Below are 13,813 nucleotides of genomic sequence, written 5' to 3'. Positions count from 1 at the left end.
AATGTAGTTGGATAGATTGAGACAATCTCAAAGAAGAATATTATGCTTTTTCTTTTTCAAAACGATTGATCACTTCTTGATAGTAATCAAAAGTAGTTTTAGCAATAGATTCCCAGCTGAATTTTTCTAAAACTCTTTTGCGACCTGCTTTTCCCATTTGGATAGCCAAAGTCTCATCTTCTAGTAAAATATTAATTTTTGCCGCGAATTGTTTTTGGAATTCTTCAGGGCGCGCCGGATTGAAATCGGTTCTCGAAACACTTTCTAGCGGAATTAAATGACCTGTTTCGCCTTCCACAATGATTTCAGGAATACCACCAACAGCACTTCCAACAACGGGAGTTTCGCAAGACATTGCTTCTAAATTGATGATACCAAAAGGTTCGTATAAAGAAGGGCATGCAAACACTCGAGCATGACTGTAAAGTACTTTTATTTTTTCGCGAGGTAGCATTTCTGAAATTAAGATAACACCTTCTCGTTGCGATTGTAATTCACTTATTAAAGCTTCTGTTTCAGCTGCAATTTCGGGGGTGTCTGGCGCTCCAGCACAAAGTACGACTTGGCAATTTGGAGTGAAATACTTTGCAGCATTGATGAGTTGAGAAATTCCTTTTTGACGAGTTATTCGTCCCACAAATAAAACAAAAGGAATATCGGGATTGATGCCGTATTCTAACAAAAGGCTTTGGTCAAATGTAGGTTGGTAAAACTCAGGATCAATGCCGTTATGAATTACGGTCACTTTTTCGGGAGCTACATTATAGGCTTCGATAACATCCTGTTTCATTTGTTCGCTCACCGCTATGACACCGTCGGCAGTTTTGTAAGCAGTATCTTCAATCCAACGGGACAGAAAATAACCGTTGCCTAATTGCTCCACTTTCCAAGGACGATGTGTTTCCAAACTGTGTGTAGTCAAAATCAATGGAACTTGTACTAATTCGCGAGTGAAAACGCCTGCCAAATGCGTGTACCAAGTGTGGCAATGAATAATATCAGCCTGAGGAGTAGCTTGTGACATTTCCACATTTCGACTCAAATTATGAAACATTTTGATATGCGAATTGGAAGGTTCTTCCATTTTGTTCAAACAAGCGCTAATGCCTTGTACGTGCATATTCGCATTATTCTCCGATTGTTCTCCAAAACAACGCACTTCTACTTCGCCTAATTTGGACAATTCTTGACTTAAAAAATCAATGTGTACACCGGCTCCACCATAAATATGAGGTGGAAATTCGTTTGAAAAAAGAGCTATTTTCATGACTATATTTTGGAGTTAATTGGTACTAATTGGTATAAAAATAGGAATAAATTGGATACTATTTTATTCTTTTTTATAAATATGAAGTGATTGTCCTACTAGTTTCCATTGTCCTTTGATTTTTTCTAATAGTCGAATTTCATAAGACCAAGTGCGTTTTCCTTCTGCATCGGTGGATAATTCGTCATGGCTTACCCAAGCATTATTTTTGTGGATGCTCATTTTGTAATTAGAGTTTACTGCAAATCCGCCATTTCCCATACTTTCTGGTTTTTCATTTTGCATGGCCGTAGGAGGAACGTCTATAGTTTGTCCATTAGGCAAAGAAACTAAGATTCGGCTATAAGGTTGAACGTGCCAACAATCAGTATGTCCTTTTACGTCTTTGGCACGCCAAGTTGATGATTCTTTTTCTAATAATTTTTTGATAGCAGCTTCTTCGTCTATTTTTTGAGAATAAGCAAAAGAGGTGATGCTAATGATTAAACTCAATGCGGCTTTCCATTTCATAATAAGATAGATTAGTGGTTAATTCGTATCTACGAAAGATACGGAACTTTTATAACGTTTTGCAAATTCTAGGATAATGTTAAACTTGTTGCATAAAAAAACCGACTGTTTTTAAACAATCGGTTTTTATGTTTTATAGAATGGATAGATTTATTCAAATAATCCTTCAATACTTAAGTAACGCTCTCCCGTGTCATAGCAAAAAGTAAGCACGGTTGCATCTGCTGGAATCTCACTTATTTTTTTGGCTACAGCTGCTAAAGAGGCTCCCGATGAAATACCTAATAAAATTCCTTCTTCTTTGGCTGCTCTTTGAGCAAAGTTAAAAGCCTCGTCTTTGCTCACTTGAATGGTTCCGTCCAATACTTCGGTATGTAAATTAGTTGGAATAAATCCAGCGCCAATACCTTGAATAGGGTGGGGAGCTGGTGAGCCGCCACTAATTACAGGTGAGGCTTCAGGTTCTACAGCAAAAACGTGTAAGTTAGGATAATGTGCTTTTAAAATTTCAGCACAACCTGTTATGTGTCCGCCTGTTCCAACTCCTGTAATCAAATAGTCTAGACCGTTAGGAAAAGCCTTGATGATTTCTTGCGCGGTAGTTTTTTTATGTACCTCAATATTAGCAGGATTTTCAAATTGAAGTGGAGACCAAGCGTGAGGAATTTCAGCAGTCAATTCTTGTGCTTTTTCAATAGCCCCTTTCATGCCTTTTTCACGAGGTGTAAGCACAAATTCAGCGCCGTAAATGCTCATTAATCGTCTTCGTTCTACCGACATCGATTCGGGCATTACCAAAATCAATCGATACCCTTTTACGGCTGCTACCATGGCTAAACCAATTCCAGTATTGCCAGAAGTGGCTTCAATAATGGTGCTGTCTTTTTGCAATAATCCTTTTGCTTCAGCATCTTCAATCATAGCCAATGCAATTCTGTCTTTGATACTTGCTCCTGGATTAGCACGTTCGAGTTTAATCCAAACGTTTTTGTTCTCACCAAAAAGGCGATTTACTTTGATGTGTGGCGTGTTGCCAATAGTTTCTAATATGTTGTTGTATTGCATGGTAGTTTTTTTATTCGTTGTATATAAAGATAAGTAAAAAAATAACCCCGAAAGAAATAATTCCATCGGGGTTTATAATAAACAAAAGTATTGATTACAAGTGAATCACTTCCCCGTATGCATCTGCTACAGCTTCCATTACCGCCTCACTCATTGTAGGGTGTGGGTGAATTGCTTTTAAGATTTCGTGTCCTGTTGTTTCCAATTTACGAGCTACAACTGCCTCAGCAATCATATCTGTAACACCAGCTCCAATCATGTGACATCCTAACCATTCTCCGTATTTGGCGTCGAAAATTACTTTTACAAAACCATCTGCGGCTCCTGCTGCTTTTGCTTTTCCTGAAGCTGAAAATGGAAATTTACCAATTTTCAATTCGTATCCTTTTTCTTTAGCCGCTTTTTCAGTCAAACCAACAGAAGCAATTTCTGGAGTAGCATAGGTACAACCTGGAACGTTTCCGTAATCAATTGGTTCTACGTGCAATCCCGCAATTTTTTCCACACAATTAATACCTTCAGCAGAAGCTACGTGAGCCAAAGCTTGCCCAGGAGTAATATCTCCAATGGCATAATAACCAGGAATATTCGTTTGATTGTAAGCGTTAACTAAGATTTTATCTCTATCAGTAGCAATACCTACTTCTTCTAGACCGATATTTTCAATATTAGTTTTAATACCTACAGCAGAAAGTAAAATATCAGCCTCTAGAACTTCTTCTCCTTTAGCTGTTTTAACAAATGCTTTTACTCCTTTTCCAGAAGTATCAATTTTTTCTACAGAAGCGTTAGTCATAATATTAACTCCCGCTTTTTTCATCGAACGTTCCATTTGTTTTGAAATGTCTTCGTCTTCAACAGGAACAATGTTGGGCATGAATTCTACAATAGTCACTTCCGTTCCCATAGAGTTGTAAAAATGCGCAAATTCAATTCCAATCGCTCCAGAACCTACGATAATCATGGATTTTGGTTGTTTTGGTAAGGTCATTGCTTGACGGTATCCAATTACTTTTACACCATCTTGAGGTAAGTTTGGTAATTCGCGAGAACGTGCTCCAGTAGCCAAAATGATGTGGTCTGCGCTGTATTCAGTTACTTTACCGTCTTTATCTGTTACATCCACTTTTTTGCCTGGTTTGATTTTACCAAAACCATCAATAACGTCGATTTTATTTTTTTTCATCAAGAATTGTACTCCTTTGCTCATTCCTTCAGCCACTCCTCTAGAACGGTTTACTACCGCAGAGAAATCTTTATCAAAAGATGAAACAGTCAATCCGTAGTCAGAAGCGTGTTTTAAATAATCAAAAACTTGAGCTGATTTAAGTAACGCTTTCGTTGGGATACATCCCCAGTTCAAGCAAACTCCACCTAGATTTTCTTTTTCGATTACAGCTACTTTAAAGCCTAATTGTGAGGCTCTGATGGCAGTAACATATCCCCCAGGTCCACTTCCTAAAACTATAATATCGTATTTCATGTGTATAAGTTTATCTATATTAATTGATGCTGCGAATTTAAGGAATTATTCTGTTTTGTGAAATTTTCAAACCCAGAAAGTCAAAAACTAACAAAATTTAAAAAAAAGCAACAGAATGTAAACCCTATTTGGTCTTAATTAGCTACTGAAAATTGCGAGTCGTACAAGTTTTTGTAGTAACCAGTTTCTCTGTTAATTAGTTCTTGATGCGTACCTTCTTCTACAATTAATCCTTTGTCCATCACCACAATTTTGTCGGCATTGACAATGGTGGCTAATCGGTGAGCAATTACAATAGAAGTTCGGCCTTCGGTAATAGTTTCGGTAGCGCGCTGTATCAATTCTTCTGAATAGGTGTCGATAGAAGAGGTGGCTTCGTCCAAAATCAAAATACTTGGATTACTCACAAAAGCGCGTAAAAAAGCAATCAATTGGCGTTGTCCGGAAGACAGCATTACACCTCGTTCTTTTACATCAAAATCATAATTGTCAGGCAAACTCATGATGAAATCATGTACCCCAATTTTTTTGGCTGCAGCCAAAACTTCTTCGCGAGAAATCGCTGGATTGTTGAGCGTAATGTTATTGTAAATGGTATCTGCAAACAAGAAAACGTCTTGTAAAACTACTGCAATTTGCTTGCGCAGGGAATCCAAAGTATAATTTTCGATGTTATGGTGGTCTATACAAATTGTTCCACTGTTGATTTCGTAAAAACGATTCAATAAATTGATAATGGTTGATTTTCCGGCTCCCGTAGAGCCTACAATGGCGATAGTTTGACCTGCTTTGACTTCTAAATCAATTCCTTTAATTACCTCTTCGTTTGGAATGTAGCCAAAACGAACGTCTTTAAATTCAATCGTTCCATCAAAAATAGGTGCTTCAATAGTTCCTGTATCCTGAATTTGGTCTTGGGTGTCCAAAATGTCAAAAACACGATTGGCAGCAATCATTCCCAATTGCATTTCGTTGAATTTATCTGCAATTTGACGCAACGGATTGAATAACATTCCGATGAACATTGTGTATGAAAATAGATCTCCAAAAGTGGTAAAAGCATCACCATTTAAAATTTTGAAACCGCCATATAAGACAATAAAACCTAAGGTTAATGACGAAATAATGTCGGCAATAGGGAAGAAGATGGAGTTATATAGAATTGTTTTAATCCACGCTTTTCGGTGCTTGTCGTTGATGTTTTTGAACTTGTCAAATTCAATATCTTCTCGGTTGAATAATTGTACAATTTTCATTCCCGTAACACGTTCTTGCACAAAGGAATTCATGTTGGCAATTTCGGTTCGTACTTCTTCAAAAGCTACCTGCATTTTGCGTTGGAATATTCGGGTAAAGAAAACCAAAATTGGCATAGCGACTATCACAATCCATGTTAATTTCCAGTTCATATAGAACATGAAAACTAATACGACCACCATCTTCATCAAATCACTAATAATCATAAAAAGTCCTTGACTAAAGATGCGGGCAATAGCTTCGATATCGGATACAGAACGAGTCACTAGTTGCCCCACAGGTACATGGTCAAAATACTTCATCCTGAAACTTAGCAAGTGTTTGAAGAGTTTGGTTCTAATGTCTTTCACAATATCTTGTCCTAACCAATTCGCCCAATACACAAAATAGTATTGCGAAAAAACCTCGGCTAAAAGCACAATTCCCATAAAGGCGATGTACAATAAAAGTCCTTGTTGATCGTGTGTTTTGATGTAGCCATCTACCGTTTGCTTCAATAAATACGGACGTAAAGCCGCAAAAATGGATAGTGAAATAGCATATACAATAACTCCTCTAAAACGCAATTGGTACGGTTTAGTGTATTTTAAAATTCGTTTGAATAATCGAGTATCGAATGCTTTTGCTTTCATATTTGTTTAAGCTATTGACTAATGTAATCGTATTCTATTTTAGTTAAATACAGTCCGTGTGCCGGAACCGAGAATCCTGCTTTTTCCCTGCTTTTGCTTTCTATAATTTTTGTAAAATCGTCTAGTGTGATTTTATGTAAACCTACATTGACTAAGGTTCCTACAATAGAACGTACCATGTTTCTTAAGAAACGATTGGCTGAAATTGTAAATACAAGTTGATTGTTTTCTTGATTGGCTACACCTCGAGTCCAATACGCTTCAAAAATAGTACAATCAAACGTATTTACATCGGTATTGACTTTAGAAAAACACTCAAAATCAGTATAGTTAAATAATAATTGTGCTGCTTGGTTCATCAAGTCAACATCTAAAGGTTGATGAAAATACCAACTTAATTCGTGTAAAAACGGATTTTTGAATTGATGAATGTGGTATTCGTAGGTTCTTTTGGTGGCATCAAATCGAGTATGTGCTTCATCGTGAACGGGAATAATATCGTAAATCACAATGTCTTTTGGTAAAAAGGAATTGAGTTTATGGACTAAGTTCGGAATATCAAAAGAAGGCTCGAAATCAAAATGAGCATACATTTCTTTGGCATGAACCCCCGTGTCTGTGCGTCCGGCTCCCATTAAATTGATTTCAGACTGTAACAAGACAGAAAATGCTTTGTTCAAGGTTTCTTGAACAGAAGCAGCGTTAGGCTGTATTTGCCAGCCATGGTAAGGTGTCCCGTTATAAGCTAAATGTATAAAATATCTCAAGTTGAATCGTCACAAAGTTGAAGTTCCAAAGGTACAAAGTTTTTAGGTTGGGCAAAGCCTAAAATAGGAAGTTCTTCAAGGCTTTTTTTATCGCGTTTTAAGTGTTAACTTTGGCGGAATTAGTTGGGTTGCATGAAAAAAATTCTCTTACTTTCCGATACGCACAGCCATATTGACGACATGATTTTAAAATATGTCGCTCAAGCAGATGAAGTTTGGCATGCAGGAGATATTGGCGACCTAGTAGTGACTGATACAATCAAAAAAATGAAACCATTACGAGCAGTCTATGGTAATATTGATGATGCTCAAGCCCGCTTAGAATTTCCGTTACACAATCGGTTTCTGTGCGAAGGAGTTTCGGTTTGGATTACTCATATTGGCGGTTATCCAGGAAAATACAACCCGGCTATTCGCGCCGAATTGGCACAAAATCCTCCTAAATTATTGATTTGTGGACACTCCCATATTTTAAAAGTACAATTTGATAAAAAGCATAATTTGTTACACATGAATCCAGGCGCAGCTGGTAAAAGCGGTTTTCATCAGGTACGAACGATGTTACGATTCGTAATTGACGGAGAAGCAATCAAAGATTTAGAAATAATTGAAATCGAGAAAATGGTGTAATTAGTCTTTACTGATCGGAACATCAATGGTGATAATTGTGCCCATATCTATTTTGGAGTCAATAATTAGGTTTCCTTTCATAGCGTTGATTCTCGCTCTAATTTGATTGATTCCAAAACCTTCTAAAATTTGAAATTGATTCGTATCAAATCCCTTCCCATTATCAAAAACCTGAATTTTTAAGATAGTTCCATTTTCTTGAAGAACAACTTTCCCAATAGTGGCATTACTATGTTTCATTACATTATTTAATAGCTCTGAAATAATGAAGTATATTTTGATTTCAAAGTCTTCTGGGAACCTTCTTTGATTGTCAATATCAGTTTCATATTCGAAAATAATAATAGAATTGGAATTTTTCTCACACAAATCGGCTAGAGCATAGAGTAATCCAAATCGCACTAAAAGTGCAGGGATTAATTCGTGTGATAAATCACGAACTTTATCGTGAGCCTCTCCTAAAAGGGCTAATGTTTTTTCAATTTCGTTGCTGGAGTTTTTACTTTTTGACTTATAAACACTTAAATGTAAACCTGCAGAGGAAAGTAAGGCACTGATGTTGTCATGTAAAAAAGAAGCTATTTTTTTTCGTTCCATTTCTTGACCAGATAATGAGGCATTAATAATGTTTTGTTGGATTTTATTTCGAAGCCCGTTTAATCGATTCTTCTGAATTAATCTAGAATTCTGGACGTAAAAATATAAAAGTACCATACTGATCAGGAAAATGGAAATCACGGCAATTAATTTTCGTTGAGCCGTAGTTTTTTCTTGTGCTAACACTTTTTGTTGTGTTTTATATTCGGCTTCTATTTTTTGTACTTCCCTTTTGTATTCTTCTATTTCAAGGTTTAGACCTTCAGTTTTTGCGTTGTTTAGTTTTTCTTCATTATTAATTTGGTCAGTAATAGTAGTGTATAATGATAGATTTTTATACGCTTCTTTATATTGCCCAATTGATTTCAAATAGTTAGCATATTCTTGATGAGTAAGTGCAAGATCAAACTTTTCATTTCCAGAATTTCCTAAAGCAATGGCTTTTTCAAAATAATATTTGGCTTTTAAATGGTCTTTTTTATTTCCGAAGTAGACAGCATTGAGCATATTTAAAGCCACTTCAGTTAATTCACCACCATATTTTTGATGATAGGTATTAACAAATTTTAGATAAGGAAAGCCTTGCTCAAATTTTTTGACATCAAAAAAAGCCCAAGCAATATTGAGATTGGTAAGTACTAATTGAGAAGTATCTTGTGCTTTAGTACTATATACTAATGATTTTTTATAATGTGCAATTCCTTTTAGGTAATCTTTTTTATCAAAACAATAGATGTTACCTAAATTATTATGGAGTAGGTTCTTTAATTTTGAGTTGTTAGTTTTATCAGCATAGATCAAACCTTTTTTATAGTAGAAGAAAGATTTTTCTGGATTAGAGAATAAATCAAAGTTACCGCCTATGGTGTTGTAAGTGGAAGCGATTAAATTATTGTCTTTGATAAGAATAGCGTTCCGTAAAATTCTTCTGCATTTAATTAGAGATTTATCATAACTTCCCTCACGCATTAAATGAATTGCACTTTTCAGCTCTTTGGCTATCTCCTCTTTAGAAGGTGTTTTTTCTTGTGAAAAAGCCATCCATCCGTTTAGGAATGAAAATATAGCAATAAAAAGTGAAAGTCGTTTTGATAACATAAAGTAAGGATTGTAACAAAAATTAAGACTTAATTAGGTTATTGTTAATAGCATATTTTACTAAACCAATCGTATTTTTAGCACCAATTTTTTTCATAATATTTTTACGGTGTGTTTCTACAGTATTGGTGCTAATAAATAATTTGTCGCTAATTTCTTTTCCGCTTAACTCTAAAGAAATTAAAGTGATGATTTCTAATTCTCTTTCAGTTAAAATGGTGTTCGCTAAAGAAAAATTGGGATTTACTTTTTGGTTGTCTTTGGTCACCAAATTAAAGATTTTCTCTCTAACTGATTTGCAGAAATAATCTTCACCATTATTAACCGCGTAGATTGCTTCTACAATATTCTCTCCTGCGCATTTTTTGGTGAGATAACCATTGGCACCTAAGCGCATTATTTCTTTAATTAATTTTAAATCATCATAACTCGATAAGATAATCACTTTACACGGAATTCCTTTTTGTGCGAATTCTTTAATCACTTCGACTCCGTCTTTCTCAGGCATATTCAAATCTAAAATAAGAACAGCTGCTTTTGTAGCAATTACTTCTTCGTATAAGTTTTTTCCGTTTAAAGAAAATCCTACTACTTCAAAATCAGTAATAGTGTTTAATAAAAATTGAATACCATCAAGAAGTACTTGATGATCATCGGCTAGGTAGATTTTTATTTTGTTGCTCATGGGGTTGGGTATCTGTTTTCAAATGTAAGAAAATTTCACGCGGCGTTCTTCTTTTTTAATTCAAAATTGTTTGAAAATGAAAAACCCGAATGGTTACATTCGGGTTTTCGTCGCACTAATAAACTAAGTTTATAGGTTTACCTCAATCGATCCACAGATTTTACAAGATCTTCATCCTTCTTGATGGCCTTATTAGCAAAACCTAATAATACGATAGCCAAGATAGGTAGAAACATCCCAATACCCTTCTCAGAAACTGCAGGAGTTTCTCCGGATAAGTTTAGTGAATGATAAACAAATAATCCTAATAAAATTAAATTTAATATGATGTTCAATCTGCCAATAACAAATTGATTTTGTCTCTTCTTGTATGAAATGATACTTAAAAGAGTGAGTGTAGTACTCAGTCCAAAAAGAATTACGTACAATTGATTTTGCATAAATAGAAAATCTTTACCATCAGCTGTTGTCCACAAAGGAAAAACAAATGGTAAAACTCCCGTAATTACAAAAACAAGAAGTAAATATAAAGTTTGAATTCTTTGTATCATTGTTTTTAATTCTCCCACAAAAATATAGTTTCTTTTTTATAAATACTATTGTATGATAAAAAAATATTCGTATTATTGCAAGACAAATCCGTAAGCACTTCATCCTACGGACAATCCATAAAAATTTACTACTTATCTTTCACATTTAAGTTTCCTAAAGAAAATAAATTAAACCCATAGAACATTCATGTTTGATATTTCTGCATTAAAAGAAATGAAGCTTTCTGAGCTTCAAGAAATAGCTAAATTGGCTAAAACCATAAAGTATAACGGTGTTAAAAAAGATGACTTGATTGCTCAAATTGTAGAGCAACAAGCTAAAACTTCAGTTGCTGACAATTCTTCAGAAGAAGTAAGCACTGAAAAACCTAAAAGAACCCGAATCATTCCTGCCAAAAAAGGAACAGCTTCAAATCCTTCTTCAGAAAGTATTGTTGATACGGAAGTGATTTCAAATTCAAAACCAAAAGAAGAGAAAGCTGAAATTCCGAATGAGGGATCAGATAATACAAGGCCTAAAGTAGTTAAATTTAGCAAGTCGGCTTACGAACAAAAAATAGCTAAAAAAGGGGAGGCTCCTAAAGGAAATGAAGGAGAGCTTGAATTGCCTTTGGAACCATCTACAAGCGAAGTTACAGCTGCACCAGTGGCTACTAAAAAATCAAATCCGAATCAGTTAAATAAACAAAACCAAAACCCAAATCAAAACGGCAATCAAAATCAGAATCCCAACCAAAAGAATAAGAAAAATAATTTTGGACACTCTGATTATGAATTTGACGGAATCATAGAAAGTGAAGGAGTCTTAGAAATGATGCCTGATGGATATGGTTTCTTACGTTCTTCTGATTATAATTATTTGGCTTCGCCAGATGATATTTATTTGTCTACTTCTCAGATTCGATTGTTTGGTTTAAAAACAGGAGATACTGTAAAAGGAGTAGTGCGTCCTCCAAAAGAAGGAGAAAAATTCTTTCCATTGGTTCGCGTATTAAAAATTAACGGACATGATCCGCAAGTGGTTCGCGACCGAGTTTCATTTGAGCATTTAACACCTGTTTTTCCAAAAGAAAAATTCAAATTGGCTGAAAAGCAAAGTACTATTTCTACCCGAATTATTGATTTATTTTCTCCAATAGGGAAAGGACAACGTGGTATGATTGTAGCGCAACCCAAAACAGGTAAAACAATGTTGTTAAAAGACATTGCCAATGCTATTGCAGCCAATCATCCGGAAGTATATTTGATTGTTCTTTTGATTGACGAGCGTCCAGAAGAGGTGACCGATATGCAACGTAGTGTTCGTGGTGAGGTGATTGCTTCTACTTTTGATAGAGAACCACAAGAACACGTTAAAATTGCTAATATTGTTTTAGAAAAAGCCAAACGTTTAGTGGAGTGCGGGCATGATGTAGTTATTCTTTTGGATTCGATTACTCGTTTAGCACGTGCTTACAATACCGTGCAACCCGCTTCTGGAAAAGTATTGAGTGGTGGGGTAGATGCCAATGCATTGCAAAAACCAAAACGTTTCTTTGGAGCGGCTCGTAATGTAGAAAACGGTGGTTCGTTAAGTATCATCGCTACTGCTTTGACCGAAACAGGTTCTAAAATGGATGAGGTGATTTTTGAAGAATTCAAAGGAACCGGTAATATGGAATTGCAGTTGGATAGAAAAATTGCGAACAAACGTATTTTCCCAGCCATTGATTTAACGTCTTCAAGTACGCGTAGAGATGATTTATTGTTAGACCCACAAACTTTACAACGTATGTGGATTATGCGTAAATACCTTTCAGATATGAATCCTGTGGAAGCAATGGATTTTATCAATGACCGATTCAAAAAGACTAGAAATAACGAAGAGTTTTTGATTTCAATGAATGATTAATTCTGAAATATAATTGTATAAAAAAAGTCCCAAATTGGGACTTTTTTTATGTTTAGTGTTTTATACTTAAGCGTTTTTACGTTCCAATAAAGCCATGTAAAAACCGTCAAATCCTGACTCTGAAGCCAATATTTTTCGGTCTTCAACAAACTGAAATTGTTTTCCAATTTCGGTGGTAAGAAAACGTTGTACTTGTTCTTGGTTTTCCGAAGGCAAAATTGAGCAAGTAGCATATACTAATTTACCGCCAGGTTTTACAATTTTGGAATAATTTTCCAATACTTCAGCTTGAACTTTACGGATATTATCGATGAATTCAGGTTGTAATTTCCATTTAGCGTCAGGGTTTCTTTTTAGAACTCCTAAACCACTACAAGGTGCATCAATCAAAACACGATCGGCTTTTTCATGTAATTTTTTAATAACCTTGGTAGAGTCAATAATTCGGTATTCAATGTTAAAAGCACTGTTTCTTTTGGCTCTCAATTTCAATTGCTTTAATTTACTTTCGTATAAATCCATGGCAATCAATTGTCCTTTATTCTCCATTAAAGAGGCAATGTGTAACGTTTTTCCGCCCGCACCAGCACAAGTATCAACCACACGCATTCCTGGTTTTACATCAAGGAAAGCAGCGACTAATTGTGAATTAGCATCCTGAACTTCAAAGAAACCTTGTTTGAAAGCATCAGTTAAAAACACATTGGCTCTTTCTTTTAAAACTAAAGCATCAGGTTGGTCTTTCAAATATTCGGTTTCGATATTCAAATCCATCAAGATAGCTTTGAGTTTTTCTTTAGTTGTTTTTAGCGTATTGACACGAAGAATTACTTTAGCAGGTTGGTTTTGAGCCGTAATTTCTTTTGACCAAACTTTTTCACCTAACTCTTTTACTCCTAATTCGTCCATCCAATCTGGGATAGATTCTTTGAAGGTTCTGATTTTAGACAATTCATCAAAACGACCTTTAATTTTTCGTTCAGGAGTACCGTCTAATTGACGCCAATCTGGAATTGGATACCCTCTCAAAACAGCCCAAACCGCAAAAATTCTCCATAAATTATCTCTGTCAAAAGGTTCTTTAACTTCGGAAATTTCAGAGTATAAACGTTTCCAACGTACTATTTCATATATCGTTTCGGCTACAAACTTTCTGTCGGAACTTCCCCAACGTTTGTCTTTTTTTAAGGAACGTGCTACCACCTTGTCTGCATATTCTCCTTCGTTGAAAATAGCGTTTAAAGCGTCAATGGTAGTATAAACTAAATTTCTGTGTAATCTCATTGTAAATAATTGAATTGCAAAGGTACTATTTATTGATTGGAAAGCTAAATTTTAATGTTCTAAATAAAAAGACACTGTCGAGAAACAGTGCCTTTA

The 13,813-nt window shown here is 35.3% G+C and carries 12 protein-coding genes; 2 read left to right on the top strand and 10 right to left on the bottom strand.

The annotated features are described in order from the left end of the window. Positions 1–40 precede the first annotated feature (40 nt). From glgA to truA, 6 genes are all read right to left on the bottom strand, one after another. A complete protein-coding gene (gene glgA, locus Q0L65_RS08670; protein WP_296685348.1) occupies positions 41–1,267 on the bottom strand; it encodes a glycogen synthase in 1,227 nt (408 codons plus the stop codon). A 63-nt stretch (positions 1,268–1,330) separates the two neighbouring features. Then, positions 1,331–1,777: an endo-arabinase gene (locus tag Q0L65_RS08665; RefSeq protein ID WP_296685346.1), complete on the bottom strand. Its 447-nt coding sequence runs from the start codon at positions 1,775–1,777 to the stop codon at positions 1,331–1,333. Positions 1,778–1,927: 150 nt separating this feature from the next. Continuing rightward, positions 1,928–2,842, bottom strand: a complete 915-nt coding sequence (cysK, locus tag Q0L65_RS08660; RefSeq protein WP_296685344.1) for a cysteine synthase A — start codon at positions 2,840–2,842, stop codon at positions 1,928–1,930. A gap of 94 nt (positions 2,843–2,936) precedes the next feature. After that, on the bottom strand, positions 2,937–4,325 hold the full coding sequence (lpdA, locus tag Q0L65_RS08655; protein WP_296685342.1) for a dihydrolipoyl dehydrogenase: 1,389 nt from the start codon (positions 4,323–4,325) through the stop codon (positions 2,937–2,939). A gap of 134 nt (positions 4,326–4,459) precedes the next feature. Beyond that, positions 4,460–6,214, bottom strand: a complete 1,755-nt coding sequence (locus tag Q0L65_RS08650) for an ABC transporter ATP-binding protein (RefSeq protein ID WP_296685340.1) — start codon at positions 6,212–6,214, stop codon at positions 4,460–4,462. Positions 6,215–6,225: 11 nt separating this feature from the next. Beyond that, on the bottom strand, positions 6,226–6,981 hold the full coding sequence (gene truA / locus Q0L65_RS08645) for a tRNA pseudouridine(38-40) synthase TruA (RefSeq protein ID WP_296685338.1): 756 nt from the start codon (positions 6,979–6,981) through the stop codon (positions 6,226–6,228). A 132-nt stretch (positions 6,982–7,113) separates the two neighbouring features. Between truA and Q0L65_RS08640 the strand changes: the two genes are divergently transcribed. Then, positions 7,114–7,611: a metallophosphoesterase family protein gene (locus Q0L65_RS08640; RefSeq protein ID WP_296685336.1), complete on the top strand. Its 498-nt coding sequence runs from the start codon at positions 7,114–7,116 to the stop codon at positions 7,609–7,611. Here the strand turns inward: Q0L65_RS08640 and Q0L65_RS08635 are convergent, their stop codons facing one another. From Q0L65_RS08635 to Q0L65_RS08625, 3 genes are all read right to left on the bottom strand, one after another. After that, positions 7,612–9,306: an ATP-binding protein gene (locus Q0L65_RS08635; RefSeq protein ID WP_296685335.1), complete on the bottom strand. Its 1,695-nt coding sequence runs from the start codon at positions 9,304–9,306 to the stop codon at positions 7,612–7,614. A gap of 22 nt (positions 9,307–9,328) precedes the next feature. Beyond that, the gene (locus Q0L65_RS08630; RefSeq protein WP_296685333.1) at positions 9,329–9,991 is read right to left on the bottom strand and encodes a response regulator transcription factor; all 663 of its coding nucleotides are present in this window, start codon (positions 9,989–9,991) and stop codon (positions 9,329–9,331) included. 137 nt (positions 9,992–10,128) lie between these two features. Next, positions 10,129–10,542 carry a DUF4293 domain-containing protein gene (locus Q0L65_RS08625; protein ID WP_296685332.1) on the bottom strand — a complete coding sequence of 138 codons (414 nt, stop codon included), beginning with the start codon at positions 10,540–10,542 and terminating at the stop codon, positions 10,129–10,131. Positions 10,543–10,729: 187 nt separating this feature from the next. On the opposite strand from Q0L65_RS08625, the gene rho reads away from it, so the two are divergent. After that, on the top strand, positions 10,730–12,433 hold the full coding sequence (gene rho, locus Q0L65_RS08620) for a transcription termination factor Rho (RefSeq protein WP_296685330.1): 1,704 nt from the start codon (positions 10,730–10,732) through the stop codon (positions 12,431–12,433). Positions 12,434–12,499: 66 nt separating this feature from the next. Here rho and Q0L65_RS08615 read toward each other — a convergent pair whose 3' ends face one another. Further along, on the bottom strand, positions 12,500–13,717 hold the full coding sequence (locus tag Q0L65_RS08615; RefSeq protein ID WP_296685327.1) for a methyltransferase domain-containing protein: 1,218 nt from the start codon (positions 13,715–13,717) through the stop codon (positions 12,500–12,502). Between the last annotated feature and the right edge of the window lie 96 nt (positions 13,718–13,813).

Source organism: Flavobacterium sp. (assembly GCF_024642105.1).
Taxonomy (GTDB): domain Bacteria; phylum Bacteroidota; class Bacteroidia; order Flavobacteriales; family Flavobacteriaceae; genus Flavobacterium.
The sequence above is the reverse complement of the archived record's forward strand: the minus strand, read 5'-3'. Positions and strand labels throughout refer to the sequence as shown.

Coding starts and splice junctions, on each gene's coding strand:
- Q0L65_RS08625 (WP_296685332.1), bottom strand. CDS start 10,542: ATGATACAAAGAATTCAAACTTTATATTTACTTCTTGTTTTTGTAATT.
- lpdA (WP_296685342.1), bottom strand. CDS start 4,325: ATGAAATACGATATTATAGTTTTAGGAAGTGGACCTGGGGGATATGTT.
- Q0L65_RS08630 (WP_296685333.1), bottom strand. CDS start 9,991: ATGAGCAACAAAATAAAAATCTACCTAGCCGATGATCATCAAGTACTT.
- cysK (WP_296685344.1), bottom strand. CDS start 2,842: ATGCAATACAACAACATATTAGAAACTATTGGCAACACGCCACACATC.
- glgA (WP_296685348.1), bottom strand. CDS start 1,267: ATGAAAATAGCTCTTTTTTCAAACGAATTTCCACCTCATATTTATGGT.
- Q0L65_RS08665 (WP_296685346.1), bottom strand. CDS start 1,777: ATGAAATGGAAAGCCGCATTGAGTTTAATCATTAGCATCACCTCTTTT.
- Q0L65_RS08640 (WP_296685336.1), top strand. CDS start 7,114: ATGAAAAAAATTCTCTTACTTTCCGATACGCACAGCCATATTGACGAC.
- rho (WP_296685330.1), top strand. CDS start 10,730: ATGTTTGATATTTCTGCATTAAAAGAAATGAAGCTTTCTGAGCTTCAA.
- Q0L65_RS08635 (WP_296685335.1), bottom strand. CDS start 9,306: ATGTTATCAAAACGACTTTCACTTTTTATTGCTATATTTTCATTCCTA.
- Q0L65_RS08650 (WP_296685340.1), bottom strand. CDS start 6,214: ATGAAAGCAAAAGCATTCGATACTCGATTATTCAAACGAATTTTAAAA.
- Q0L65_RS08615 (WP_296685327.1), bottom strand. CDS start 13,717: ATGAGATTACACAGAAATTTAGTTTATACTACCATTGACGCTTTAAAC.